Origin of the sequence: Actinoallomurus vinaceus (genome assembly GCF_039542055.1) — a bacterium.
GTDB classification, from domain to species: Bacteria; Actinomycetota; Actinomycetes; order Streptosporangiales; family Streptosporangiaceae; genus Actinoallomurus; species Actinoallomurus vinaceus.
The window spans coordinates 159,861-185,448 of sequence record NZ_BAABHK010000006.1; the positions used below are offsets into that span (position 1 = coordinate 159,861).

General features: G+C 71.8%; 27 protein-coding genes and 1 pseudogene. 10 read left to right on the plus strand and 18 right to left on the minus strand.

Annotated features, from left to right (window positions below):
* The first annotated feature begins 22 nt into the window (after window positions 1–22).
* From ABEA24_RS22385 to ABEA24_RS22395, 3 genes are all read left to right on the plus strand, one after another.
* On the plus strand, window positions 23–856 hold the full coding sequence (locus tag ABEA24_RS22385; RefSeq protein ID WP_345432933.1) for a sulfurtransferase: 834 nt from the start codon (window positions 23–25) through the stop codon (window positions 854–856).
* Window positions 857–1,040: 184 nt separating this feature from the next.
* Window positions 1,041–1,850: a helix-turn-helix domain-containing protein gene (locus ABEA24_RS22390; RefSeq protein WP_345432934.1), complete on the plus strand. Its 810-nt coding sequence runs from the start codon at window positions 1,041–1,043 to the stop codon at window positions 1,848–1,850.
* Between the two features lie 81 nt (window positions 1,851–1,931).
* Window positions 1,932–2,255, plus strand: coding sequence for a hypothetical protein (locus tag ABEA24_RS22395; RefSeq protein ID WP_345432935.1), 324 nt, complete (start codon window positions 1,932–1,934; stop codon window positions 2,253–2,255).
* A 4-nt stretch (window positions 2,256–2,259) separates the two neighbouring features.
* On the opposite strand, the gene ABEA24_RS22400 is transcribed toward ABEA24_RS22395, so the two are convergent.
* From ABEA24_RS22400 to ABEA24_RS22415, 4 genes are all read right to left on the minus strand, one after another.
* Window positions 2,260–2,625, minus strand: a complete 366-nt coding sequence (locus ABEA24_RS22400) for a DUF2203 domain-containing protein (protein WP_345432936.1) — start codon at window positions 2,623–2,625, stop codon at window positions 2,260–2,262.
* The gene (locus ABEA24_RS22405) at window positions 2,622–2,759 is read right to left on the minus strand and encodes a hypothetical protein (RefSeq protein ID WP_345432937.1); all 138 of its coding nucleotides are present in this window, start codon (window positions 2,757–2,759) and stop codon (window positions 2,622–2,624) included. The genes ABEA24_RS22400 and ABEA24_RS22405 overlap by 4 nt, the downstream gene beginning before the upstream one ends.
* Entirely contained in the window at window positions 2,760–3,629 is an 870-nt protein-coding gene (locus tag ABEA24_RS22410) for a trypsin-like serine peptidase (RefSeq protein ID WP_345432938.1), read from the minus strand.
* A 420-nt stretch (window positions 3,630–4,049) separates the two neighbouring features.
* A complete protein-coding gene (locus tag ABEA24_RS22415) occupies window positions 4,050–4,610 on the minus strand; it encodes a TetR/AcrR family transcriptional regulator (RefSeq protein WP_345432939.1) in 561 nt (186 codons plus the stop codon).
* A gap of 95 nt (window positions 4,611–4,705) precedes the next feature.
* Between ABEA24_RS22415 and ABEA24_RS22420 the strand changes: the two genes are divergently transcribed.
* A complete protein-coding gene (locus ABEA24_RS22420; RefSeq protein ID WP_345432940.1) occupies window positions 4,706–5,251 on the plus strand; it encodes a hypothetical protein in 546 nt (181 codons plus the stop codon).
* Window positions 5,252–5,808: 557 nt separating this feature from the next.
* On the opposite strand, the gene ABEA24_RS22425 is transcribed toward ABEA24_RS22420, so the two are convergent.
* From ABEA24_RS22425 to ABEA24_RS22440, 4 genes are all read right to left on the minus strand, one after another.
* Window positions 5,809–8,304, minus strand: a complete 2,496-nt coding sequence (locus tag ABEA24_RS22425) for a CHAT domain-containing protein (protein ID WP_345432941.1) — start codon at window positions 8,302–8,304, stop codon at window positions 5,809–5,811.
* Window positions 8,297–8,713: a hypothetical protein gene (locus ABEA24_RS22430; protein WP_345432942.1), complete on the minus strand. Its 417-nt coding sequence runs from the start codon at window positions 8,711–8,713 to the stop codon at window positions 8,297–8,299. Before ABEA24_RS22430 ends, ABEA24_RS22425 begins: the two co-directional genes overlap by 8 nt.
* A complete protein-coding gene (locus ABEA24_RS22435; RefSeq protein WP_345432943.1) occupies window positions 8,710–9,240 on the minus strand; it encodes an RNA polymerase sigma factor in 531 nt (176 codons plus the stop codon). Before ABEA24_RS22435 ends, ABEA24_RS22430 begins: the two co-directional genes overlap by 4 nt.
* 101 nt (window positions 9,241–9,341) lie before the next feature.
* A complete protein-coding gene (locus ABEA24_RS22440) occupies window positions 9,342–10,100 on the minus strand; it encodes a GH12 family glycosyl hydrolase domain-containing protein (protein WP_345432944.1) in 759 nt (252 codons plus the stop codon).
* A gap of 241 nt (window positions 10,101–10,341) precedes the next feature.
* On the opposite strand from ABEA24_RS22440, the gene ABEA24_RS22445 reads away from it, so the two are divergent.
* Window positions 10,342–11,043 carry a hypothetical protein gene (locus ABEA24_RS22445; protein WP_345432945.1) on the plus strand — a complete coding sequence of 234 codons (702 nt, stop codon included), beginning with the start codon at window positions 10,342–10,344 and terminating at the stop codon, window positions 11,041–11,043.
* A gap of 75 nt (window positions 11,044–11,118) precedes the next feature.
* On the opposite strand, the gene ABEA24_RS22450 is transcribed toward ABEA24_RS22445, so the two are convergent.
* Window positions 11,119–12,282 carry a S8 family peptidase gene (locus ABEA24_RS22450; RefSeq protein WP_345432946.1) on the minus strand — a complete coding sequence of 388 codons (1,164 nt, stop codon included), beginning with the start codon at window positions 12,280–12,282 and terminating at the stop codon, window positions 11,119–11,121.
* Window positions 12,283–12,915: 633 nt separating this feature from the next.
* Here ABEA24_RS22450 and lnt point away from each other — a divergent pair.
* A complete protein-coding gene (gene lnt / locus ABEA24_RS22455; RefSeq protein WP_345432947.1) occupies window positions 12,916–14,427 on the plus strand; it encodes an apolipoprotein N-acyltransferase in 1,512 nt (503 codons plus the stop codon).
* Here lnt and ABEA24_RS22460 read toward each other — a convergent pair.
* Window positions 14,387–14,746: an FxLYD domain-containing protein gene (locus tag ABEA24_RS22460; protein WP_345432948.1), complete on the minus strand. Its 360-nt coding sequence runs from the start codon at window positions 14,744–14,746 to the stop codon at window positions 14,387–14,389. The two genes, lnt and ABEA24_RS22460, sit on opposite strands and share 41 nt — an antisense overlap.
* 225 nt (window positions 14,747–14,971) lie before the next feature.
* On the opposite strand from ABEA24_RS22460, the gene ABEA24_RS22465 reads away from it, so the two are divergent.
* Window positions 14,972–15,466, plus strand: a complete 495-nt coding sequence (locus tag ABEA24_RS22465; RefSeq protein ID WP_345432949.1) for a DUF3145 domain-containing protein — start codon at window positions 14,972–14,974, stop codon at window positions 15,464–15,466.
* Between the two features lie 231 nt (window positions 15,467–15,697).
* The gene (locus tag ABEA24_RS22470; RefSeq protein ID WP_345432950.1) at window positions 15,698–16,198 is read left to right on the plus strand and encodes an LLM class flavin-dependent oxidoreductase; all 501 of its coding nucleotides are present in this window, start codon (window positions 15,698–15,700) and stop codon (window positions 16,196–16,198) included.
* Between the two features lie 112 nt (window positions 16,199–16,310).
* Here the strand turns inward: ABEA24_RS22470 and ABEA24_RS22475 are convergent, their stop codons facing one another.
* On the minus strand, window positions 16,311–17,513 hold the full coding sequence (locus ABEA24_RS22475) for an MFS transporter (RefSeq protein ID WP_345432951.1): 1,203 nt from the start codon (window positions 17,511–17,513) through the stop codon (window positions 16,311–16,313).
* Window positions 17,514–17,610: 97 nt separating this feature from the next.
* On the opposite strand from ABEA24_RS22475, the gene ABEA24_RS22480 reads away from it, so the two are divergent.
* Window positions 17,611–18,216: a TetR/AcrR family transcriptional regulator gene (locus tag ABEA24_RS22480; protein WP_345432952.1), complete on the plus strand. Its 606-nt coding sequence runs from the start codon at window positions 17,611–17,613 to the stop codon at window positions 18,214–18,216.
* 2 nt (window positions 18,217–18,218) lie between these two features.
* Window positions 18,219–18,308: pseudogene (locus tag ABEA24_RS22485) on the plus strand (DUF3145 family protein); the annotation flags it as partial.
* A 147-nt stretch (window positions 18,309–18,455) separates the two neighbouring features.
* On the opposite strand, the gene ABEA24_RS22490 reads toward ABEA24_RS22485, so the two are convergent.
* From ABEA24_RS22490 to ABEA24_RS22520, 7 genes are all read right to left on the minus strand, one after another.
* The gene (locus tag ABEA24_RS22490; RefSeq protein ID WP_345432953.1) at window positions 18,456–19,133 is read right to left on the minus strand and encodes a VOC family protein; all 678 of its coding nucleotides are present in this window, start codon (window positions 19,131–19,133) and stop codon (window positions 18,456–18,458) included.
* Window positions 19,134–19,413: 280 nt separating this feature from the next.
* Complete coding sequence (locus tag ABEA24_RS22495) at window positions 19,414–20,853, minus strand: acyl-CoA carboxylase subunit beta (protein WP_425551220.1); 1,440 nt, start codon at window positions 20,851–20,853, stop codon at window positions 19,414–19,416.
* Window positions 20,850–22,103 carry a beta-ketoacyl-ACP synthase II gene (fabF, locus tag ABEA24_RS22500; RefSeq protein ID WP_345432954.1) on the minus strand — a complete coding sequence of 418 codons (1,254 nt, stop codon included), beginning with the start codon at window positions 22,101–22,103 and terminating at the stop codon, window positions 20,850–20,852. The genes ABEA24_RS22495 and fabF overlap by 4 nt, the downstream gene beginning before the upstream one ends.
* 29 nt (window positions 22,104–22,132) lie before the next feature.
* Window positions 22,133–22,387 (minus strand): acyl carrier protein, encoded by a 255-nt coding sequence (locus ABEA24_RS22505; protein ID WP_345432955.1) that lies wholly within the window; start codon window positions 22,385–22,387, stop codon window positions 22,133–22,135.
* Window positions 22,388–22,454: 67 nt separating this feature from the next.
* A complete protein-coding gene (locus ABEA24_RS22510) occupies window positions 22,455–23,420 on the minus strand; it encodes a beta-ketoacyl-ACP synthase III (protein ID WP_345432956.1) in 966 nt (321 codons plus the stop codon).
* Window positions 23,417–24,352 carry an ACP S-malonyltransferase gene (locus tag ABEA24_RS22515; protein WP_345433325.1) on the minus strand — a complete coding sequence of 312 codons (936 nt, stop codon included), beginning with the start codon at window positions 24,350–24,352 and terminating at the stop codon, window positions 23,417–23,419. Before ABEA24_RS22515 ends, ABEA24_RS22510 begins: the two co-directional genes overlap by 4 nt.
* Before the next feature lie 103 nt (window positions 24,353–24,455).
* Window positions 24,456–25,577 carry a PucR family transcriptional regulator gene (locus ABEA24_RS22520; RefSeq protein ID WP_345433326.1) on the minus strand — a complete coding sequence of 374 codons (1,122 nt, stop codon included), beginning with the start codon at window positions 25,575–25,577 and terminating at the stop codon, window positions 24,456–24,458.
* Window positions 25,578–25,588 lie beyond the last annotated feature (11 nt).

The window sequence follows — 25,588 nt, forward strand, 5'->3', positions numbered from 1 at the left end:
GATTAACGGTCAGACTGGCGGCGTGCATCCTCTCATCGACGTCCAGTCACTCGTCCGAGAACTCCGCGGCGACGTCGTCCTGCTCGACGTCCGCTGGCGCCTCGGTGGTCCGCCCGGCATCGAGGCGTACCGGCGAGGCCACCTGCCGGGGGCGGTCTTCATCGACCTCGATCGCGACCTCGCGGGGCCGCCGGGCCCGGACGGCCGGCATCCCCTTCCGGAGCGGCAGGCCTTCCAGGACGCGATGCGGCGGGCGGGCGTCCGCGACGACGGCCTCGTCGTGGTCTACGACGACGCGGACTCCACGTCCGCGGCCCGCGCCTGGTGGACCCTCCGCTACTTCGGGCACCAGCGGGTCCGCGTCCTCGACGGCGGCTACCACGCCTGGATCGAGGCCGGCCGGCCGGTGACGACCGAGGCGTCGAAGGTCACGCCCGGTGACTTCACGGCCCATCCGGGCGGCCTGCCCGTCCTCGACCCGGACGGCGCCGCCGCCCTCGCCAAGGCAGGGGTCCTGCTCGACGCCCGCGCGCCCGAGCGGTACCGCGGTGAGGTGGAGCCCATCGACCCGGTCGCCGGGCACATCCCCGGCGCCGTCAGCGCCCCCACGACCGGCAACGTCGGCGTCGACGGCCGGTTCCTGCCCGCCTACCTGCTCCGCGAGCGGTTCGCCGAGCTGGGCGCGACCGACGCGGTCGACGTCGGCGCCTACTGCGGCTCCGGCGTCACGGCCGCCCACGAGATCCTCGCGCTCACCGTCGCGGGGGTGCCCGCTGCCCTGTACGTCGGCTCCTGGTCCAACTGGGTCGCCGACGGCACCCGCCCCGTCGAGACGGGCGACCAGGGTCTGGCGTGACCTTCCCGGCCGGGGTTCGGTGAGCGTGCTCCGCCGAGCCCCGGTTCCCTCTGGTGCAGGCTCAGGCGACGGTGCGGCCGCCTTTTCGGCGGCAACCGGTGTCTCGCCGAGTTCGGCGGGTCCACCGGCCCGCGCCCGATCCGTACGGAGGGCTTCGCCGATGGCCGTGAAGTAGCGTCGCCACATGCGCGTCGTGACCTCTGTTGCAGCCGGGGACGGTTTCTCCGTCGAGGATGTGAGGATCCGAGCCGAGACCCGGGCGTGGTCCGACCCGGAGAGCCCGACCGGCTACCGGCTGGTGCTGGTGCGCAGCGGCGTCTTCCGGGCCCGAGTCGGCGGCCGGGTGATACTCGCGGATCCCGCGGTCGCCTACATGGGCGGTCCGGACGAGGAACAGAGCATCGCCCACCGTACCGACCGGGAGGATGTCTGCACGGTCATGGTGGTGTCCGCCCGGTTCATGGCTGAGATGACCGCGGAACCGCCGAGGAACCCGTCCCTTCCGGTCCCCGGTGAGTCGGCCGTCGCACTTCGGCTGCTGGCCGCCCGAGCCCGCGGACGCGCCGACCCCTTCGAGCTGACCGAGATGACGACTCGCGTGGTGGGCGGCCTGCTCGACGGCCGAGGCCCGACGATGACAGCCCGGCGCCTGACCACGGTGGCGGCGCGGCGGGACTTGGTGGAGTCCGTACGGGAGCTGTTGACCCAGGCCCCGTGCACGCTGGGGCTGCGCCAGATCGCCCGGCACGTCGGCTGTTCCCCGCACCATCTGAGCCGCGTGTTCCACCAGGAGACGGGGATGACGCTGACCAGGTACCGGAACCGGATCCGTGTCTTCAGCGCGCTGAACGCCATCGAGGCAGGGGAAAAGGATCTGGCCGGACTGGCGGCCGACCTCGGGTTCGCCGACCACGCCCATCTGACCCGGACGATCCGCCGTGAGTGCGGCCACTCGCCGACGGAGCTCCGGGCGCTGTTCGCGGTTCGGAACTGAGCACCGAGCTTCAAGCGGGAACGCGCGGCCGAGGCGACACTCGTGGCATCCATCGCATCCGGCAGAGGAAGGGACGCCGACATGATCGCCAGAGTCTGGCAGGCTCGGACCAGCGGCCCGCGGACCACCGCGAGGTATCGCGAGGTGTTCGAAGCGGAGGTGCTCGAGGACCTGCGCGGTCTCACCGGGTTCCGCGGCGCTTACCTGCTCGCGCGTGAGGCCGGCGCGTGGACGGAGATAAGGACGCTCACCCTCTTCGAGTCACTGGACACGATCCGGCGGTTCGCGGGCGACGACCACGAACGCGAGCGGGTCACGTCCCAGGCCCGTGCGACGTTGCTCGACTCGGTTCCGGCCGTCCAGCACTTCGAGGTACTGACCGCGTCGCATCCTCATCGCGTCTGAGGTCCTACGGCAGGCGGCGCCGTCCGGCGAAGCCGAGATCCGTGCGGTGGTACCAGCCGAGCGCCGACTCGCTCTCCAGCAGGCACAGGCGGATCGACTGCCCGCGCAGGTAGGCCGGGAAGTCGACGAGCACCGGCGTGACGCCCTTCACCTCGATGCCCTGGATCGTGAACCATCCGAGCGCCTCGTCGATGCGCGCCTCGTACGCCTTCAGCTCGGGCGTGCCGCCCAGCGGCGACGACCGCCCCGACTGCAGGTCGAGGGCCAATTCGGCGAGGTCGGCGCGGGCGGCGACGATCGCATCGATGTGCGCGCGCACCTCGGGAAGCAGCGCTCGCGCCTCCCCGAGAGTGAAGATGCGGTCGGTCACGGGTCGTACGCTACCGGCGCGACGCCCTCGTCGTCCGGATCCGCCTCACGGGCGAGCCCTTGGGCGCCCGCGAGCATGCCGGTCAGCACACCGGGAACCGGGCCGCCAGGATGACCCCGATGCTCATCTGACACCTACCCTTTCGATTCGGCTTGGTCGCGCAGGTCGGCGATGTCGTGATCGAGGAGCGACGAGTAGGACCGTTGAGGCGTAATGCCTCCCTGGTGATAGCCGCCGAGAACGCCGACGACCTTTCCCTGCTTCTTCGCCGGGTCGTACCGCCAGAGCCAGGGACTTCCGCTGGTGCCGCCGGTGAATCCATCACAGTCGAAGGCCAGTTGGTACTTGAACCGGTGGATGGCGGTGGTGTCACACTGGATCGCGCGGTCATTCCCGGGCGTACCGGAGGCGGGATATCCGACGACGTGGACGTTTTCCGGGAGCGCCGTGTTCGGGGTGAGGCGGTTCGATCCGGTTACATCGGCGACGTTCTTGCCGCTCGTCTTGTCTCTGGTCAGGACGATGAAGCCGAAATCGAGGTCGGGATCCGCGTTCTTCTTCCACCCGTTGTGAACGAGAAGGGCCTTCGCGCTCCAGATGCCATACAGGGCGTTCCCGGCGTCATACTGGGGAACGAACGCGATCTTGTCGCGGTAGTATCCCGTCTTGGTGCCGCTGTTGTAGCTATATATGCAGTGGGCCGCCGTGAGGGCCAGATTGTGTTTCGTGCTGTATACGACGCTGGCGGTGCAGTAGTGGTCCCCCGTCTTGCTATGCGTGAAGAGCCGGCCGACGCTCGGAATCCCGGTGAACGCCGTCCCTTGGGGAATGCTCTTCTTGGTTCGCAGCAGCGCGTGTTTCTGCGGCCGGCGCTGATCCTCTGGGGTGGCCGCCTTCATCCGTGCCGGAGTCCAGTAGTTCTTGGCATCCTCCGAGTCGCTGCTCGACACGGTCTGCGCGATCGCCGAGCCGGGTGAATGACCGTGGCCCGTCAGCGCGATCACACCGGCCGCCGCGACGCACACGGCAGCCGAAGCCGTGAGTGCGGTCGTTGTTCTTCTGTTCACGTTGATTTGCTAACTATCTCTTAAGTGGTTTCACGACACCTGTCGTTTTTACCGCATTGGGATGACATAGGTGACTTGAAACGCAAGTGATGCGGGTCACATGGATTGCCCAGAGTTTGTGACCTGCGTTCAAGGCGCCTTGCGCTAACTGCTGGTCAATGCCTGGGGCGCCATGCTGCAGCGCCTTTACTCATTCTTTGCGAATTTTTACGATCCTGTCGTGACTGCGGCACCATGCCCGGCGCCATGACCTGCCGAGGGCTGTCGGGGCCATGACCACGACAACCCTCGGCGATCACGCCCCGCGACGGCGCGGTGTGCGCGGTGAAGTGGCAACGGCGTGCGGGCGAACCCGTGTCAGGCTCCCGGCGGGATGCCGAACGGGGCGAGGACGGCGTCGACGTAGGCATGGGGATCTTCCGGGGCCGCGCCGACGCGTCGCAGCGCCGCGGCTCCGAGGTAGGTCGAGTAGCTCATTGTCGCGTAGTGGCGTGCGAGCTCGGGGGAATGCCCGAGCTCGGCGAACGCGGTCTCGATGACCGCGAGGCGCCGGCGTGTCACCCGTTCGGCGACGGACCGTACGGCCGGATCGTCGGAGGCGGTGAGCAGTCTCAGGGTGAGGTCGCCGTAGTCCGGGGCGGCGAACGCCTGGTGGACCAGGCGGCGCAGGCGCTCGGCCGGGTCGGGGATCTCGGCCAGCCGGGCCGCGACCGTCTCGGTCTGGGTCCGCTCCCAGCGCTCGAGAGCGGCGTCGAGCAGTGCCTGCCGGTTCTCGAAGAGCCAGTAGAAGCTCGACTTCGAAGCGCCCAGCCGGGCGGCGACCGGTTCGACGGCGACCGCGCTCGGTCCCCCTTCGGCGAGGGCGTCGAGTGCGGCGGCGGCCCAGTCGTCGCGGGTCAGGCGGGCGGTACGCGGCATTCGGGGACCTCGCGAAATCTCGTTCTGTACGGTGGCGTACATTATCATTCTAGACGGCGGCGTACAGAACGCCTCCCGGCGTGAGGAGCGAGCGCATGGAGAAGATCCTGGACCGGCTGATCCCGACGTACGACTTCCGCACCCGCTACAGCCGCCGGGTCGCAGCGCCTCCCGAGGCGGTGTGGGAGGCACTGCAGCAGGTCACGGCCGACGAACTCCCGGTCACCCGCCTGCTGATGCGCATCCGGTCGGCCGGCCGCGCCCCTCTCTCCGGGCCGATCGCACAGGCCCTGCCAATGGCCGACCTGGGGCGCGAGGAGGGACGCGAGGCCGTGAGCGGCAGGGTGGCCAAGTTCTGGCAGTTCCGGCCGGAGACGGGCCCGGAGGAGACGGCCGATCCCGCCGTGTTCGCGGCCTTCTCCGAACCCGGCTGGGCCAAGGCCGCGATGAGCTTCCAGCTCAGCCCGACGGCGGACGGCACCCTGCTCGCGGCCGAGACCCGCGTCCGCGCCACCGACCGGGCCAGCCGCCGTGCCTTCGCCCCGTACTGGCTGCTCATCCGCGCCGGAGGCGCCGGCTTCATCCGCCTGGAACTCCTGAGGGCGATCGCCCGCCGCGCCGAGAGCGCGACCGCGTCCTGAGCACGCCCCGCATCGCCCCGGTCGGGGACTCCGGCCGACCGGCGAAGCAGCGCCGCGTCGAGCGGGTCCCCGGGCCGTTCGGCATCCGGGTGAGTGTGTGGCCGCGAGCCCGGCAGCGGCCGTCCACGACGGTCACGGCGTCGCGCACCGGCTCACGTGTCAACGTGCCGTCCACGATCCAGAACTCGACGGCCTCCTCGGACGGCAGGGCGATGCCGCGCACGTGGAGCGGCGCGGCAGGCCCGCCCCGTGGCGCTCGCGATCCGCCGACATCCAGGACCCCCGAATCGGGCGACGCCGCGCCGAGAGGGCCACTGCGTCCAAGCACCTCTCCGAGCTCGGGATTCCGGCCGATCGGCGACGAGCGGCCGGGATCAGCGGACCATCCGCCCCGGTGGATGACGCGTGCGGGCGCGTCCAGGACGCTGAGGTCGGTGCGCGGGTCATGGCCGTGACGACGAGGTCCGCGGGGGCACCCGGGCCGCCGAGGAAGGACCGCGCCGTCCAGGAGGCCGCACCGATCGCGGCCACGGGTCGCGGAGTGGGACGCTCACTGATCACGCTCGGTCGTGGCCGGCGCCGAAGCAGACGAAGCCGAGGGCCGAAGGAGATCTCGGCGCGGAGGCGAGGGCCTCGGCCGGGGTGGCGCCTGCCGCGAGACGCTCGTGGAAGCCGGTCATCAGGTCGCGCGCGGCGGCGTCGCCGACCGGGGTGACGGCGGCGACGACGGTCGCCGTGCCGAAGCCGAGGGCGGCGGTGACCATGCCGATGACCGCCTCGCCCTCGTAGATCTCCGCGCGGCCCGCGTCGCACGCGGACAGCACCAGCAGCCGCGGTGCGCGTTCCAGATGCTCCAGGTCGTACGTGAACAGCGGCCCGTCGGCGAGTCGGAGGCCGGAGAACAGGGCGTTCCCCGAACGGAACACCCCGTGGGCCGCGACGTGGGCCACGGCGGCCCCGTCGAAAGCGCGCCGCACGGCTTCGGCGGTCGCGACCGGGCCGGTGAGGATCCTCGCCTCCGGATGCCGCGCGCGTACGGCCGCGATCTCGTCCTCGGCGTGCGCGAGGTCCGGACCGGCGATCAGCGTCGTGTGCCCGCGGGACGGCGGTACCCGAATGGCGCGCAGCCAGCCCGCCGCCGACGGCACCACGGTCATCGGACGGTCCGTCAGAGACGGCAGCGCGGACCACGGCAGGCCGTGCAGCGCTCCGACCGGGGACAGGACGACGGGCCGGTCGCCGACGCGGAGCGGGTCGAGCAGCCGCGTCTGGAGGCGCTTCGCCGTGGCCGCCAGGGAGGAGCGGGCCGGTGCGCCGCCGGGGTCCCGGGCGAGCCGGGAGACGGCGAAGCGGAGCAGCCGTACGTCGTCGCGGACCTGGTCGTACGGGCCCAGGGAGCGGTGCCGGCAGCGGCCGTTCGCGAGGGTCACCGCGACGAGCTCCGTGCCGACCCGGATGAACTCCACGAACATCCGCTCGCCCAGCGTCTCGGCGAGGGCGGGGATCAGCCAGCCCCATCCCGGGACCGCGTCGCGGCTGGAGGACAGGCGGCGGCACCGGGCGCGTACGGCGTCCTCCAGCCGGGCCTGGGCGGCCAGGAGCTCCGGGCGGTCGGGGACCTCGGCGGTGACGCGGCGCAGCTCGGCCAGGAGCCCGCCGAGCCGCCGGTCGCGGGGCGGCCGTACGGCGGGCGGCCGGTCGGCGATCGCCCGCGCCCGCTCGGCGGCCACGAGTAGGGCGCGGGGGCCGGTCGCGAGCCGCAGCCCGAGCTCGGCCGGCTCGGCGGCCCAGCCCGCCGCGCGCCCGCGCAGCTCGCCGGCGGCCAGCGCGGCGGCGTGCTCGTCCACGGCGCGCAGCCCGGCGCGAACGGCGGCGGCCTCGCCGGGCCGGTCGCCGCACGCGAGCCGCAGCAGCGCGGTGGCGTGCAAGCTCGCGACGCGTGCGCTCACGGTGTCGCCGCCGACCCGGTCGAGGAGGCGTTCGGCGTGCCGATGGTCGCCGCGCGCGAGCGCCACCAGGCCCGCCAGGGTGCGCGCGTCGGCGGCGGCGGAGGCCCAGCCGTACCGCGTGAGACGTTCGGCGGCCTGCTCGGAGGCTGTGAGCAGGCCCGCGGACCGGTCGCCGTCCGCCCAGCGGGCCCGAAGGCCGACCTGTTCGGCGAGCAGCGCGCATCCCGTACGGTCCGCGAACTCCTCCTGCGCCCGCCGCGCGGTCGCCGCCGCGGCGCGGGGGTCGCCGTCGGCCAGCTCGGCGTGGGCGAGGAGTAGGAGCGCGTCGGCGGTGTCGCAGCGGTACCCGCCGGCGGTCAGCCGCTCGATGGTGCCCGCGAGCAGGGCGCGGGCCTCGCCGGGCAGCCTCGCGGCGATCAGCGCCTCCGCCCGGTCGATGCGCATCTGGCAGACGCGCTCGTCCGCGCCGGCCAGCTCCGGCTCGATCTCCTCGTACAGTGCGAGCGCGCGTGGCAGGTCGCCGCGCCGCATGGCGACGAACGCGAGGTTGTGCCGGACCATCGCCGCCTGGTGCCGCAGGCCCGCCTGCTCGGCGACCGCGAGCGCCCCGCGCAGGTCGGCCTCGCCGCGCCCGAGCCGGCCGGCGTACGCCGTCGCGAGTCCGGTGTTGATGCGCAGGCCGACGACGACCTCCGGGTCGGTACAGGTCCGGGCGATGCGCGCGACCTCCCGGACGCGGCCGCTGCGGGCGAGGACGTACGCCCGGTTGGCGAGCAGCCGGTCGGCGTCCGCTCCGGTCAGCACCGGGGCGGCGGCGTCGGCGGCGGCCAGTGCCCCCTCGAGGTCGCCGCTCGTGGCCAGCAGGCCGACGAGGTTCATCCGCACCTGGGCGGCGGCATAGGGCAGCCCGGCCGACTCGGCGATCCGGAGCGCCTCGCGCAGGTGGACGACGCCCTCGCTCAGCCGGCCCAGCTCCTTGCCGGCCAGGCCGAGGGCGCGCAGGGCCACGACCCGCTCCTCCGGCCGTCCGGTCTCCCGCAGCGCCGAGGCGGTCGCGTACACGCCGCGCGGGTCGACGGCCGCCAGCGCCAGCAGCTCAGACATGGATCCAGCTCGTCACCACGGACGTCGCGTCGGCGAGCCGGAACAGGAGGCTGACCAGACCGGCCGGAACCTCGGAGAGCACGAATCCGCCGGACTCGTCGGTCCGGGCGCCGCGCTCGCCGTCCGGCGACCGGAGGATCACCTCCGCGGCCACCGCGGGGGCCAGCTGCCCGACGATCTCCCGGCCGGAGACCTCGATCTCCACGTGGACGTCCCGCCCGGCGAACGTCAGCGTCCGCGGCCCGCCGCCGCGCACCCCGGCCGGCGTCTCCGCCGCGTCGTGCGCGAGCGTCGCCAGGGTCGCCTCGGGGGTGAACCAGTCGAACGCGGCCCGCCCGAGGGCGATCAGGTGCTCCGGCACCGGCGGGAACGCGACACGCAGGCGCTCGATCAGCTCGTCGTCGGTCACGCGACACCGAGCCGGCGCCGCAGGTGGGTCAGGCAGCGGGCGCGGGTCGGGCCGACGCTGCCGAGCGGTACGCCGAGCGCCGTCGAGATCTCCGCGTAGCTGAGCCGGGGCGAGGCGATCGACAGCTCGAGAAGGGCGCGGCAGCGGGGCGGCACGGCGTCCAGGGCGGCGGCCACCGAGCCCGCGAGCTCACGGCCGAACACCACGTGGTGCGGTCCGGTGACCACCGGGGTGTGACCGTTCAACGGGCTCTCACGGCCTCGCCGCCGCAGCGTGGCCAGGCTCTCCCGGCGGGCCGTGACGGCCAGCCACGCGCCCGCGCGCGCCGGGTCCCGCAGCCGGGGCAGCCGCTCGACGAGCCGCAGCCACGTCGTCTGCACCACGTCGTCGACGTCCGCGCCGCTCAGCCCGTACGATCGCGCGATCGCGCACAGCAGCCGCGAGTAGCGGTCGACGAGCGTCCGCCAGGCCACCGGGTCACCCCCGCGAGCCCGCCTCACCAGGTCTCCGGTCTCGTTCCACTCCACGCGCCGGGATATTAGCGGAAAGTAGTCGCAAGATTACAATCGGTTGCATCGATCGGGCGGCGCCACCGGTGCCCGATGGCGCCGCCGCGGCGCGGGGACGATCAGCCGATGCCGTACGAGAAGGAGTTCACGGCGAGGCCCACGCCGCCGACCCACGGTTCGAAGCCCGCCTGAACGCTGGTCAGGTACCAGGAACGCTGCGCGTAGCCACGCCTCACCATGTCGTCGTAGAAGGTGTGGACGGGGAAGGAGATCGCGGACGTCGGCGAGGTGCGGACGTACGAGACCACGTTCCAGCCGCTGTTGCCGTACCAGACGTCCCAGGTGCCGCCGGCGAGGGAGACCGTGCCGACCTTGGACCCGACGGGCTGCACCGAGCCGGTGTGGTCGAGCCACACCATCAGCTCCGCGCCGGTGTTCTGGCCGTTCGTGCGGGCCGTCGGGTCGAACCAGACGTCGTAGGACGCGTCGTAGACCCCGGAACCGGGATAGGACATGCTCACGCTGGTCTGGACCGTGGTGAACCGGCCGTCGTCGGCGCGCAGGGGCAGGCCGCTGCCGGTGGAGCAGTTCCCGTAGTGGCAGCCGGCATAGACCGACGGGTACGCGCCGGGTGCGCCGTTCTGCGGCTTGTTGTGGCTGGCGACGGTGACCGAGAAGCCGGTGTTGGTGACGTTGATGCACTGCTGGGTGCTGTCGCCCCAGTTGTTGTTCTGGACGACGTACCTGCCGCTTTGAATCTTGGCCGAGCCGTACTGCGCGCAGATCTGCGTGTCGGCGTGCGCCGGGGCGCCGGTCACCTGCGGGATGAGGACCGAGCCGGCCAGCGCCAGCGCGGCCGAGATGGCTCGACGTCTCATGGGGGACCTCCGTGGGTCGCGAGCGGGTCGGAGTGTGCCGTACGGATGCCGGGCATCCGGCCGGAATGGGAGCGCCGCCAAAACCAGGGGATGCTAACGCCGGCGCCGCCGGCGGCGCACGAACCCGCCGCCGGCCCCTGGGAGGACTCGGCGAGCGCACCCGGGCCGACGAGGGCGAATGGATCCGCGTGTCTCCCACGCCCGTGAAAGTGCTTTCACGGTGGAGGCGGAGCCTGGTGAGGTGGAGGCCGGCGAGCAGTTGTGGATGCCTGTCGCCAACGCCCTAGTGCGGTTCGTCGGCGTCGTGCAGACTGTTCACCGAACTCCCGGGCCGCCACGGGAAGTGGGCGGGGTCGGGGCCGGCCCACTCCCGAAGGTCCCCAACATGACCGCGATCGTCGGCATCACCGATGGCAACACCGTCGTCATCGCCGGAGACTCCGCCGGAGTAGGTGGAGGTGTCACACAGCCGCGTCTAGACGCCAAAGTCTTCACCAACGGGTCCTACGTGATCGGATACACCAGCTCATTCCGTATGGGCCAGATCCTCCGCTACGCCTTCAAAGCCCCGGTCCCGCCCGAGCGGGAAGAAGACCTGCACGCATTCATGTGCACCAACTTCATCAACGGCGTCCGCGAAGGACTGAAAGACGGCGGATGGGCCAGCAAGAACAACGACCAGGAAGAAGGCGGGTCCTTCCTCGTCGGCGTCCGTGGCCGCCTCTTCGAAATCGGCCACGACTACCAGGTGGGCGAGCTGATCGACGGGTACACGGCTGTGGGTTGCGGTGCGGAGATCGCCCTCGGAGCCCTCCACGCCACCGGCAACGCCGACCTGTCCCTCGAATCACGCGCCATCGCCGCTCTTGAGGCTGCGGCGCACTTCTCCACTGGCGTTCGGGCACCGTTCACGATCGTCCGTACGGCAAAGGACGACGGCTGACGCGCACTATGCGACCAGCTCCGCCTCGGTCTCGCGTCATCGGCTGCACCGCCCGAGCGTGTTCACTGCCCGCGGTCAGTTGACCTCGACGCCGAGATCCGGGTGCGTACGCCGGCCGACCGGGTCGAGGATCCGGTCGGCGGCGACCGCGGCGGGCAGATCCTCGGCGGCGGCCAGACCGGCGATCGCGCCCGCGACGGCCGGGGCCGCGAAGGATGTCCCGCTCCAGATCGCGTAACCCTCGAAGTCGTCGGGGTCGATGCCGTGGACGCGCGGGCGGGGCCCGTCGAACCGCACGAAACAGCTGTGGACGTCGACGCCGGGCGCGCAGGCGTCCACCCACCAGCCGTAGTCGGAGAACGCCGCCCGCTCCTCGCCGTCCAGCGCGGCCACCGCGATGACGTGCTTCAGGGCGGCCGGCCAGAACGGCCGGTCGCTCGCGTGGTTGCCCGCGCACGCCACGACGACCGAACGGCGGGCGAGGGCGGCGACGGCGCGGGCCACGAGGGGAGAAGGGCGATCGTCGTAGGTGTGGCACCCGAACGACAGGTTCACCACGTCGGCCCGGCCCCATGCGATCAGCCAGGCCAGGGCGTGCAGGACGCCGAGTTCGTCACCCACGCCGTCGCCGCCGATCACGCGCTTGGCGCGGATCCGCACGGACGGCGCACGGCGCAGCACGACCCCCGCGATGAACGTGCCGTGCCCGGCCTGCGCGTCGAGGGCGTAGTCCAGGTCGGCGTCCAGCACCTCGGTGACCTCGTCGCGCTGCTCGGCGTACCAGGCCGCGGAGGAGTACCAGGGGTGCGGCGACAGGCCGGTGTCCAGGACGGCGACCGTCACCGGCCGGCGGGCGGCGCCGTCGGCCGCGGGCGGGGCGAACGCCGGCGCGGGGCTGGGCGCTCCGGCCGGGCCGCTCCACCACATCGGCTGGCCGTGGACGAGGTGGTTCGGCGCGACGGCCAGGCGCCGGTGCGGCGCGCCCCCGGCCAGCTGCGCGGACAGCTCGCACACGTCGACCTTCGCGGCGGCGCGGAGCATGACGCGGGAGACTCCCGGCCCGTCGTGGCGCGCGTCGTACCAGCGGCGCACCGCGTCCTCGACCGCCGGCAGGTCGTGATCGGCCACGAGGATCTGGTCGCGGCGTAGGAGCGCCGGACGGCCAGGGAACGGCTCGACCACGATCGCGTCACGGTGGCGGGCGAGGAGGCGTTCGAGCCGGGCGTCATGATCGGTCATCGCGCAACCTTCTCGGCGTGTCCGTGTGATTACCCATCGTCGCCGGATGGCGGGACGTTTCGCATGCCGTGCCCCAAGGCGCGCAGGCCCCGCCCTCGGCTCGCCCCCGTGCGGGGTCCTTCGCATCGGCCCGCCCCTCCGCGCGGCGGGCCCTTCCGCTCGGCTCGTCCTCTGCGTGGCGGCTCCTTCCCGTCGGCTCGTCCTCGCGCGGCCGGCCCCCCGGCGCGGCGGCTCCTTCCCGTCAGCTCGCCCCTCGGGTGGCGGGCCTTTCCCATCGGCCCGCCTTCTCCGCGCGGCGGGGTCCTTCCCGCCGGCTCGCCCTCGCGCTGCGGGCCCTGCCTTCGGCCCGCCCCCCGGGCGGCGGCTTCCTCCCATCGGCCCGCCCTCCGCGCGGCGGGCCCTTTCCATCGGCTCGCCCACCCGTGGCGGATCCTTCCCCTCGGCCCGCCCCCTGGACGGCGGGTCTTTCCCTTCGGCTCGCCTATGCGCGGCGGCTTCTTGCCGTCGGCCCGCCCCTGCAGGCGGCGGCTCCCTTTCCATCGGCTCGTCCTCGTGCGGCGAGCGGTTCCCGTCGGGTCACCCTGGGCGATGCGGGTTCTTGCCGTGCGGTCACCCCGGAGTCACTCTGGAGTGATGAGAACGGCGGCGGAGTTCACCGGTCCGGGCGGTCCCTCGCCGGACGAGGCGGAGCCGCCCGTCTCTCCTCGGGCACGTCGCGGGTTCCGGCTCGTGGCGCTGGTCGCCGGGGCGCTGCCGGTGCTGGCGTTCCCCCGCGCGGGGCTGGACTGGCTGGCGTGGGTCGCGCTCGTGCCCGGCCTGCTGGTGGTACGAGCCGCCGCGACCGGCCGGGAGGCCGCCGTGCGCGGCTGGTGGTTCGGCGCGGGGTTCCTCACCGCCGCGCTCTACTGGCTGATCCCCAACATCGGCCCGGCGCTGGTCCTCGTGGCCGCGGGCGCCGGCGTCCTGTGGGCGGGCTGGGGATACGCCGCTTGGGCGCTGTTGCGGCCGGGGAGGCTCGCGGCTGCGCTCGTTGTCGTGCCAAGCGTGTGGGCGGTGGGCGAGTGGCTGCGGTCCTGGCACGCCCTCGGCGGCCCGTGGGCGCTGTACGGTGCCACGCAGTGGCGGCATCCGACGGTTCTGAGCCTGGCGTCGCTGGGCGGCGTGTGGCTGGTGACCTTCGCTCTCGTGGCGGTGAACACCGCGGTGGCCATGGTCCTCATCGCCCGCTCGGCGACCGCCGGGGTCCTCGCGGCGCTCATCGGCCTGTCCGGCCCGGTGGTCTACACGCCGTCGCCGGAGGCCGCCGGCCGGCCGATGCGGATCGCCCTCGTGCAGCCGGGCGTCGTGGACGGCCCGGACCGAAGATTCGCCGACGGCGAGCGGATCACTGCGGCGCTGCCCGCCGTCGATCTGGTCGTCTGGGGGGAGAGCAGCGTCGGATTCGACCTCGACGAGCGGCCTGACCTGGTCGCGCGCCTGACCGCGCTGGCCCGTGTGCACGGGCCCTTGCTGGTCAACGAGGACGCCCGTGACGCGTCGGGGCGTATCTCGAAGAGCGCGGTGCTGATCGGGCCGGACGGCATCGAGAGCCGGTACGTGAAGAACCTCCTCGTGCCGTTCGGGGAGTACATCCCGCTTCGCCGGGAGCTCGGGTGGGTCGCCCACATCAGCGAGGCGGCCAAGGAGGATCGGGTCCCCGGCACGGGCATCGTGCTGATGCGGGCCGGAACCGGACCGGGCGCCGTGACGTTCGGGCCGTTGATCTGCTTCGAGTCCGCCTTCCCCGACCAGAGCCGAGCGGTCGTACGCCGGGGCGCGCACCTGATCGTCTACGAGTCGGCGACCTCGACGTTCCAGGGCAGTTGGGCCCCGCCGCAGCACGCGTCGCTCGGCGCGGTGCGGGCGGCCGAGACGGGGCGCCCGGTCGTGCAGGCCGCGCTGACTGGAGTGTCGGCCGCCTTCGACGCGAAGGGGCGCCGGCTCGCCTGGCTCGACACGTCGCGGCGCGGGTCGGTGCTGGTGAAGGTCGCGCCCGCCGCGGGCCGTACGCCCTATGACCGGTTCGGGGACTACGTGCCCTGGCTGGCCGTCGGCGTCGTGCTCGTCAGCGGGTGGTGCGCTGTACGGACGCGACGCGGCAGGTGATCTTCCCGCCGTACGTCTGCACGCCGCTCGCCGTGAACTTCACCTTCTGGCCCGGCGCCACGTCCGTCTCGGCGTGCATCGCCGTGTCGACGCGGTTGCCGCCGCCGTCCACGATGTCGACCTGGACGACGTAGCCCGCCGTACGGCCGGTCGTGTTCGTTATCACACCGTGGACGACTCCGGCGTGCAGTTTTCGGCTCAGCGCGCACGCGGTGAGCCGGACGTCCTTATCGGCCGCACCGGCGGGGGAGCCGCCGTGCTGGCCGCCGCATCCGGCGAGGAGCCCTGCGGTCGCGGCCAGGATCAGGGCTCTGCGCATGCGGGGATCTCCTCGAGTGTCATCACCGAACGAAGGATTGGCGGCTGTTGATCGCGGCCGATCGCCGAGCCTACCAACGAGTAGGGAGCGCTGGAGGCGTATCCACGACCCGGATCCGGGCTGGTGCGACAGGGGACGATGAGGCACAATAACCAAGCGGTCATCTACCTGGAGCAGCCGAGGACGTAGGGGAAGACGAACCTCGCAACGTTCCCAGGAGGTCCGGTGTCCGCACGTGGCGTTTTTTACGTCCACTCAGCGCCGCCTGCGCTGTGCCCACATATCGAGTGGGCCGCCGCAGGTGTACTTGGCGTGCCTGTGTCGCTGCCGTGGAGTGATCAGCCCGCGGCGCCGGGCACCATGCGCGCCGAGCTGTGCTGGGAGGGCCAGCCCGGCACGGCTGCGGGCATCGTCTCCGCGCTGCGCGAGTGGCGGCTGCTTCGCTTTGAAGCGACCGAGGACGCCAGTCCCGGCTGCGACGGCGTCCGCTACAGCTTCACGCCGTCCCTGGGCGTGTTCACCGCGGTGATCGGTGCCAACGGCGACATCCACGTGCCCGAGGACCGCCTCCGCGCCGCAATGGGCAACGCCCTGGCCGGCAAGGTGACGTTCGAGCACGAGGTCGACCACCTCCTTGGCAAGCCCTGGGACGACGAACTGGAGCCCTTCCGCCGGGCCGGCGACGGCGCGCCCGTCCGCTGGCTCCACGCGGCAGGCTGATCGCACGTCACTGACGGAGTCCTCGCCGGTCGGGAACACGGCGAGGATTCCTCGCATCATGCCCTGCCCCTGTGCGGAGGAATGGCGGAATGTCGGAAGAGTTGCCATCGAGGCCTCGTGCCGAGTTGTCCGCAGGGCTCACCTCGTTCTCGGCCGCCGACCCGGGCGGCTGGGATCACATGTTCCGCGCCGCGCGCCTGCTCGACCAGGCTGGCTTCGACCACACCGGAGGTGTGCCAGACCTTCTGGCGGCAGACCCGGGCGCAGTACGAGTCACCGGAACTGCGCTTCGAGAACCTCCACATGATGCCCAAGCCGCTCCGCCCGGAGGGAGTGCCCATCTGGGTCGGCGGCAGCATCAACCCTCGCGTCGTCACGCGGCTGGCTCGCTTCGGCACCGGCTGGATCCCGTGGGGGCCGGACGCCGCCGATCTTGCCCGTGCCATCCCGAGGATGCGCGCCGCCCTGCGCGAGGCCGGCCGCGACCCGTCCGACCTCCAGGTCGTCGGACGACCGGCCCTTCACCACCACGCCGACGGCACGCTCGACATCGCCCGTACGATGGCCGACGTCCCGCCGCTGCTGGCCGCCGGGGGGGTCACCGACGTGCGACTCAACGTCCGGGTGCCCGAAGACGAGTCGGCGGCGCTCGAGCATCTGTCGGCCATCACCGCGCGGTTTCGCGCCACGGTGAGCGACCATCTCTCTGAGCTCCCTTCATCACACCCGTGATCGAGGGAGCGGCCGGCTGAGGGAGACGTGGGCCGTTGCGTCGGCCGGGTTCGGCCTCAGTGGTCAGGTCACGTTGAAGGCGAGCCTCGGGCGTGTGGGGCGGGGATCTTGGTCATCGCAGGTTCTCGTTGGTGCGTGCACTCCAGACCGCCAGTGCGGCCGCCAAGGCGCAGGCGCCGCCGAGCCACAGAACAGCCTGGAGAGTGAGCGAGTCGACGATGACGCCGCCGGCCAGCGCGCCGAGGCCGATCGACAGGTTGAACACCGCCACCCACAGGGCGGAGGCCGCTTCCACGGCTTGTGGCGCGGTCTTGATCATCCAGGTTTGCAGGCCGACCGACACGCCGCCGAAGGCCATACCCCAGGCGATCAATAGTGCGGCCCCGCCGATCGGTCCGCGGCCCAGCACCAGGTAGAGCGGCATCGCGGCTGCCAGGGCCACGGCGATGACCAGTACGGTGCGGTGCGGATTGCGCGCCAGTGCGGCGCCGGCGATGAAGTTGCCGACCATGCCCGCCATGCCGAATCCGAACAGCAACGGGCCGACGAGTCGTTCATCGATCCCTGACAGCTTCTGGAGCGCCGGGCTCACGAAGGTGTAGGCCGAGAAGTGGCCGGTCACGATGAGAAATGTCGCAAGGATGCCGACGCGTACACCTGGGTTGCGGAACTGTTCGGCCAGGAGCCGCGGACGGACGGGCTGAGAGGCGGCCAACGGCGGCAGCACGGCCAGCAGGGCGAGCAGCGCGACGAGCGCCAGGGCGCTCAGCGTCGCGAAGGCGATGCGCCAGCCGGAGAACTCGCCGAGCAGCGTGCCGATCGGGACACCGAACACATTCGCGGCTCCGACACCGCCGAAGATGATCGCGGTGGCCCGTGGCACGCTCGCGGTGGCCACGAGCCGGACGGCCAGGCTCCCGGCGACGGCCCAGAAGCCTCCGATCGCCACGCCGACCAGCACCCGGGAGGACACCAGAACGGCGAAACTCGGGGCCAGGGCCGAGGCCACGTTGGCGAGCGTCATCAACCCCATCAAGGCGAGCAGCAGGAGCCGCCGGTTCATTCCGCCGACGAGCACCGGAACCAGCGGGGCCGAGACCGCGGCGACCAGGCTGGGCACCGTCACCATCAGCCCGGCCGTCCCTTCGGAGACCGACAAGGCCGATCCCACGGCGGTCAGCAGCCCGATCGGCAGTTGCTCGGCGGTGACCAGCAGGAATGTTCCCAAGGCCACTGCGGTGACCGCCGTCCAGTGACTCCTCTGCGGGGCCTGTCGGTCGGGCACCTGGGCGGTGGTCCGTTCTACGTGTGCCACCGATACCTCCTCCTCTAGTTCGGGAACGTTCGCTCCCATACGTCGGTGGACCCTAGTATGGGAGCGATCGCTCCACAAGTTCGGTAGAGTGACGGGCATGGCACGCCCCCGACAGTTCGACGAGCAGGACGCGGTCATCAAGGCGACCGATCTGTTCTGGCGCCGCGGTTACAACGCCACCTCGGTGCGCGACCTGGGTGCCGAACTCAAACTCACTCCGAGCAGCCTGTACCGGACGTTCACCGACAAGCACACGCTGTTCCTGCGCGCGCTCGACCACTACCGGGCCACCGATTCCGCTCAGGCCGAGCAGCGCCTGGACACCGCCGGCCGTCCGGTCCGCCAGGTACTACGGGACTGGATGCTGTGGCTGGTCTCCTGCCCGTCCGACGGCGAGTCCGGCCGAGGCTGCTTCGTGGTCAACACGGCGACCGAGCTCGGCACCACCGACGCCCACGTCCGCCGGCGGACCGAGGCCGCCTTCGAGGTCACCCGGCAGGCACTGCGATCGCTGCTGCGCGAGGGCCGTCACAACGGCGAACTGCCCCTCGACCTCGACCTCGACGGTGCCGTGGAACTGCTGTTCACCACGGTTCTCGGGCTGCGGGTACGGGAGCGCGCCGGCCATGACCCCGCACGTCTGGCCACCACGATCGACGCCGTGATCCAGGCCCTGGGGTCCACCTCCGCACAACCTTCCTGACCCTCCTTGGCAAGCCCTGGGACGACGAACTGGAGCCCTTCCGCCGGGTCGGCGACGGCGCGCCCGTCCGCTGGCTCCACGCGGCAGGCTGACCCGGATTGCCTCGCAGTCCTCGCCGGTCGGGAACACGGCGAGGGCTTTTAGCCTGATAGCTGGCGCCTGCGCGGGGAACGGCGGAGATGCTCGACGGCAGGATGAGGTTCAAGCTCTCCGTTCGGGGCCCATCGCTGGGCTCACGGTTACCGCTGATACAGGTCGATGTGGTTGCCACCTGGGTCCTGCACCGTTGATGACCGAGGCTTCCATGGCTTGTCGGCCGGCGATTCGATCTCGACGGCACCAGTGGTGAGCGCCCGTGTATGCGCGGCGTCGATGTCGTCGACGAGCAGGCCGAATTTGACCCGCCCACCGGGCCACGGATGCCGCTCGGGATCGGCCACGGTCAGGAGGAAGAAGTCGTCGTCAGGGTATGCGCCGAACTGAAACGAGCTGATCTCTTCGTGGTAAGAGGCGTCGAAGGCGTCGCGGTAGAACGCGATCGAGGTGGGCAGATCGTCGGCCACGATCGTGACCTGGGCGATGCGGCGGGTCTTCACGAGTAGTCCCTTCTCAAGATGGTGCTCGACGGTCTCGATGAGCTGTGCCAGCGAGTCGGCTCTGGCTTGCAGGCGTTCACGATGCTCGGCGAGCACGACCTCGACACCGCGTTCGCGGACCACTCGCATCGCGTCGACGGGCACCTGCAGACGGCGCAATGTCGCGTACAGACGCGCCTCGCCGACCTGATCAAGCCGATAGCGGCGGTATCCGGTGTCGGGGTCGACGTAGGCGGGTCTAAGCAGCCCCACGTCGTCGTAGTGCCGCAACGCGGTGATCGACAGACCGGTGACCAGCGAGAAACTCCCGATGCTCAGCACGCGACCATTCTGCGAGTCTCGGGCCACCCGAGAGTCAAGCGCGCAGCCGCTGAACAGGAAGAGCCTGACCAATGACCTCCGGCCGATGCCCACCGAGTGGCCGAATGATTCCCATCCCCCTGGAGCCAGCCACTGTGCGGTAGCGCGGCATATGGCTTGCCGAGGGCTGGAAAGTCACTCCGGTGGGCGTACCGAATGCTCGGTGATCGAGGTCGCGCGCCGCGCAGTGACGAACGCCCCGCCCAGGTCATCCTGGACGGGGCGCTCGGGTCTTCGGGCGTTACAGGGGGATGTTGCCGTGGGCGCCCCGGGCGGGGGTCGCCTCGGCGATGGCCTGGGCGATCGCGCGCCGGGTCTTGGCCGGCTCGACGACCTCGTCGATGACGCCGAGGTCCTGGGCGCGCTGCAGGCCGCCGGCGATCTTCTCGTGCTCGGCGGCGAGCTGCTCCTCCAGCGCGTGCCGCTCCTCCTCCGGGACGGCGGCCAGCTTGCGGCGGTGCAGGATGCGCACGGCCGCGACCGCGCCCATCACCGCGATCTGGGCGGTCGGCCACGCGAAGACGCGTGTCGCGCCGAGCGCCCGGGAGTTCATCGCGATGTACGCGCCGCCGTACGACTTGCGGGTCACGAGCGTGACGCGCGGCACGACCGCCTCGGCGAACGCGTGCAGCAGCTTCGCGCCGCGCCGTACGACACCGTCGTGCTCCTGGCCGACGCCCGGCAGGTAGCCGGGGACGTCGACGATGACGACGAGCGGCACCCCGAACGCGTCGCACATCCGCACGAACCGCGCGGCCTTCTCCGCCGAGGTGGAGTCCAGGCAGCCGCCGAGGCGCATCGGGTTGTTGGCGATGACGCCGACGGTGCGGCCGCCGAGGCGGCCGAGCGTCGTGACGATGTTCGGCGCCCACTTGGGGTGCAGCTCGATGGACTCCGCCGGGTCGTCGAGCAGCCCGTTGATGATCGGGTGCACGTCGTACGCGCGCCGCGGGTTGTCGGGCAGGATGCCGCTGAGGTCCTTCTCCTCGACCTCGTCCGCGCGCAGCCGACCCTGGTGGCCGAGGAGGGTCGCGACCCGCCTGGCCTTCACGAGGGCCTCGGTGTCGTCCTTGGCGACCACGTGGACGACGCCGCTGCGCTTGCTGTGCGGCTCGGGGCCGCCCAGCGCCGCCATGTCGACGTCCTCGCCGGTGACCGACCGTACGACGTCCGGGCCGGTCACGAAGATGCGGCCGCCCTCGGACAGGATGACGATGTCGGTCAGTGCCGGGCCGTACGCGGCCCCGCCGGCGGCGGCGCCGAGCACGACCGAGATCTGCGGGACGACGCCGGACGCCTTGGTCATGGCGGCGAAGATGCGGCCGACACCGTGCAGGGACTCGACGCCCTCGGCGAGGCGTGCCCCGCCGGAGTGCCACAGGCCGATGATCGGCAGCCGCTCGCGTACCGCGTGGTCGTAGGCGTGGACGATGGCCTCACAGCCGACCGCGCCCATCGCGCCGCCCTGGACGCGCGGGTCGCTGGCGAACGCCACGACCGGCATGCCCTCGACCCGGCCGACGCCGGCCAGGGCGCCGCTGGTGTCCTCCTCACTGAGGAGGCGCAGCGACCCCTCGTCGAAGAGGGCCTCCAGCCGGACCCGCGGGTCGCGCGGGTCGGGCCCGATCTGTTCGGGCGGCTCGGGTATTCGGGCGGCCGACCTGCTCTCAACAACGGTCACGACTCATGCCTCCTCAGGGCGACGGTCACGTTGTGGCCGCCGAATCCGAACGAGTTGTTCAGGGCGGCGGCGGGACCGCCGGGCAGCTTGCGAGGCTCGCCCCGGACGATGTCCAGGTCGACCTCGTCGTCGAGCTCCTCGATGTTGATGGTCGGCGGGACCAGGCCCTCGCGCAGGGCGAGGATCGCGGCGATCGACTCGACCGCGCCCGTGCCGCCGAGCAGGTGCCCGGTCATCGACTTGGTGCTGGTGATGGCGATCTGGCGGGCGGCCTCGCCGAGCGCCAGCTTGATCGCCTTGATCTCGCCGGTGTCGCCGACCGGGGTGGAGGTGCCGTGCGCGTTGATGTGCACGATGTCCGACGGCTCGAGGTTCGCGTCGACCAGCGCGCGGCGCATGGCCTTCGACATGCCCTCGGGGTCGTTGGACACGATGTCCACCGCGTCGGCGGAGTAGCCCACACCCGCGGCGACGGCGTAGATGCGGGCGCCGCGCGCTCGCGCGTGCTCCTCCGACTCCAGGATGACGATCCCGGAACCCTCGCCGAGCACGAAGCCGTCCCGGTCCTTGTCGTACGGGCGCGAGGCGTGATCGGGGTCGTCGTTGCGCGTCGACATCGCGCGCATCGAGCCGAAGGCCGCGAGGTTCAGCCGGTGGATCGCGGCCTCGGTGCCGCCGGCGATGACGATGTCGGCCCGCCCGGCCCGGATCATGTCGATGCCGTAGCCGATGGCCTCCGCGCTGGAGGCGCAGGCGCTGGCGAGGGCGTGCGCTCCCGCCTTCGCGCCGAACTCGATGCTGACGATCCCGGCGCCGCCGTTCGGCATCAGCATCGGGACGGCGAACGGGGAGACCCGCTGCCAGCCCTTCTCGTTCAGCGTGTCGTAGTTGTCGAGGGTCGTGATGATCCCGCCGATCCCCGACGAGACGACGGCGCCCACCCGGTCGTGGTCGACGGAGAAGCCCGCCTCGTCGCCGAACGCGAAGCCGGCGTCGCGCCAGGCCTCGTGCGCGGCGATGAGGGCGAACTGCTGGCAACGGTCCAGCCGGCGCAGGCGGTGCCTCGGCAGGACCTCCGAGGGCTCGACCGCGATCGGAGCCGCGATCCTCACCGGGAGGCTCTCCGCCCACTCGGCGGTGAGCCGCTTCACGCCGGACCGGCCCGCCAGCAGAGCGGACCAGGTCGATGCCACGTCGCCGCCGAGAGGCGTAGTAGCGCCGAGTCCGGTCACGACGACGGAGGTACTCATATGGTCACGCTCTCCCTTGTTGCTCGACTTCAGGCAGAGACGCCCTTGCTCTGCACGTAGTTGACGACGTCCTTGACCGTCTTGAGGTTCTTCAGCTCGTCGTCGGGGATCTCCACGCCGAACTTGTCCTGCGCGGCGACGGCGATCTCGACCATCGACAGGGAGTCGATGTCCAGGTCGTCGACGAACGACTTCTCGAGGGTCACCTCGGACGGCTCGACGCCCGCGATCTCCTCGACGATCTCGCCGAGGCCGTTGAGGATCTCCTGCTCGGAAAGAGCCATGGGATGTTTCTCCATTTCTAGGGTGTGCAACTGTTCTTTGGAAGGAGTTCAGGGGCGGCGCGGTGGCCTACGGGATGCGGACCACCTGGGCGGCGTACGTCATGCCGGCGCCGAAGCCGATCAGCAGGGCCGGCGCGCCGGAGGGCACGTCGCCACGCTCGATCATGCGGGACAGGGCCAGCGGGATCGAGGCGGCGGAGGTGTTGCCGGCGTTCACGATGTCGTCGGCGACGACGGCGTTCTCGGCCTTGAGCTTACGGGCGATCGCCTCGACGATGCGCAGGTTGGCCTGGTGCGGGATGAACGCGGCGAGCTCGGACGGCGCGATGCCGGCGCGCTCGCACGCCTCCTTCGCGATCGGGGCCAGCGAGGTCGTGGTCCACCGGAACACCGCCTGGCCCTCCTGGTACAGGAAGCCGTTGCGGTCCTTGATGTAGATCCGGTCGGCCATGTCCCCGGCGCTGCCCCAGACGACGGGGCCGATCGCGGCGTCGTCCGAGCCGCTGACCACGGCGGCGCCGGCGCCGTCGGCGAAGATGATGCAGGTGGAGCGGTCGGTCCAGTCGACCCACTGCGACAGCTTCTCCGAGCCGACCACCAGGACGTTGCGCGCAGAGCCGGCGCGGACGGCGTCGGCGGCGTTGGACAGCGCGTAGCAGAAGCCCGCGCACGCCGCGTTGACGTCGTACGCCCCGGGCGCGGTGATGCCGAGCCGGTGGGCGACGCTCGCCGACGCGTTCGGGATCTGCGCCTCCTGGGTGCAGGTGGCGACGATGACCAGGTCGATGTCCTCCGGGGACAGGCCGCTGCTCGCCAGGGCCTTGCCGCCCGCCTGGACGGCCATGTCGACGACGGACTCCTCCGGGCCGGCGATGCGGCGCTGCTTGATGCCGACGCGGCTCTGGATCCACTCGTCGTTGGTGTCGACGGTCTTGGCGATGTCGTCGTTGGTGACGACGTTGGACGGCTGGTAGTGACCGAACGCGAGGATGCGCGCCCCGGGGGCGCCGGTACGGAGCTGGAAGGACGTCACGCGTTCTCCAATGTGTCGTCGCCGGCGCGCGTCTCCTGCTCGATGAGGGCGCGCGCCTTGTCGAGGTCGGCCGGGGTCTTCAGCGCGACCCGCTCCACGTGGGGAAGAGCGCGCCTGGCCAGGCCGACCAGGGTGCCCGCAGGGGGCAGTTCGATGATCGCCGTGACGCCGAGGTCCGCCATCGTCGCCATGCAGGAGTCCCAGCGCACCGGTGCGCTGACCTGCTCGACGAGGCGGGCGACGAAGTCGCGGCCGCCTGCCACGACCGCACCGTCGCGGTTGGAGAGCAGCCGGGTGGCCGGGTCGGCCACCGACATGCCCGGGGTGATCCGCCGCAGTGTGTCCACCGCGGGGGCCATGTGATGGGTGTGGAACGCTCCGGCCACCGAAAGCGGCCGCAGCCGCGCGCCGGCCGGCGGCGCGTCCGCGAACGCGGCCAGCTGCTCCATCGTGCCGGCCGCGACCACCTGGCCGGCGCCGTTGGTGTTGGCCGGGGTGAGGCCGTGCTTCTCGATGGTCGCGAGGACCTCCTCCTCGTCGCCGCCGAGGACCGCGGTCATGCCGGTCTCGGTGACGGCGGCGGCCTCGGCCATCGCCCGGCCGCGCTCCCGTACGAGCACCATGGCGGCCTCGGGGGAGATCACACCGGCGATCGACGCGGCGGCGAGCTCGCCCACGCTGTGCCCGGTCGTCACGTCCGGCCGCACGCCCAGGACCTCGTACGCCGCGAGCGCGGCGGCGACCAGGAGAGGCTGCGCGACGGCGGTGTCGCGAATCTCATCGGCGTCGGCGGTCGTCCCATAGCGGATCAGGTCGAGACCGGTGACGGCGGACCACCACGCGAGACGGTCGGCGACGCCCGGCAGTTCGAGCCAGGGGTTGAGGAATCCCGGAGTCTGGGCGCCCTGCCCGGGCGCGGCGATGACGAGCACGCACTCAACCATGCACTGTAGGACTCCACCATATGCATGCGGTTAGGTACGAAGTTCCGGCGGCGAGCCTTGTGTGACTCCTACAAGGAGCCGCGGCGCCGCGTCACAGGCCGTTGGAGCGACCCTCGAAACGGCCCAGAACAAGGGCGATGCGAAGAGTGAACGCCGCCCGGCCGTCGGCGGGGACGTAACCGGTGAGCTCGGTCACCCGGCGCAGGCGGTACCGCACCGTGTTGGGGTGCACGAACAACAAGCGCGCCGTGGCCTCCAGCGACGAGCCCTGCTCCAGGTACGTGGTGAGGGTGTCCAGCAGCGGAGCCCCGGCGGCGCGCAGCGGTTCGTACACCTCCTCCACGAGGTACGCCCGCGCGTCCGGGTCGCCGTCGAGGGCGCGTTCGGCGAGCAGGTCGCTGGCGAGCACCGGCCGTGGCGCGTCCGGCCAGCCCGCCACCGCCCGCAGGCCGGCCAGCGCCGCGCGCGCCGACATGGTGGCGGCGTACAGGTCGTCGACGCGCGGCCCGATCACGACCGCGCCCGGTCCGAACTTGGACGTGAACGGCTTGGCGGCCGCGAGCGGGTCGTCCTCGACACCGCCGACGATGACGATCAGACGGCTGCCCTGGACGCCGGCGAGCACGTCGACGCGCGCCCGCCGGGACGCGATGCGGATGTCGTCGATGATCGCCTCGGGCTCGTCCTCGGGGGTGTTGCCCGCCATCACCGCGACCGACGTGGACGCCCAGCCGAGCGCGGCGGCCCACGAGTGCAGCGACTCGTCGACCTCACCGCGCAGCAGCGCGTCGACGATGAGCGCCTCCAGCCGGGCGTCCCACGCGCCACGGGTCTCGGCGGCCCGCGCGTACACCTGGGCCGCGCCGAAGGCGACCTCACGGGTGTAGCGCAGGATGGCCTCCCGCAGCTGCGTCTCGCCGCCGGGCGCCGCGAGCTCGTTCACCTGCGCCTCGACGACGTCTATGACGACCCGGACGATCTCGACCGTCTGCTGGAGCCGCACCGCCCGCATCAGCTCGCGCGGCGCCGTGCCGAACACCTCACCGGCGATGGCCGGGCGGATCTTCTCCTCGTGCTTGAACCACTCGACGAATCCGGCGATGCCGGCCTGGGCCACCAGACCGACCCAGGAACGGTACTCCGCCGACATCGCGCGGAACCACGGCAGTCGTTCCTCCATACTGGCCGTCGCGGCGGTGCCCAGGGTTCCCATCGCCTGTTCGA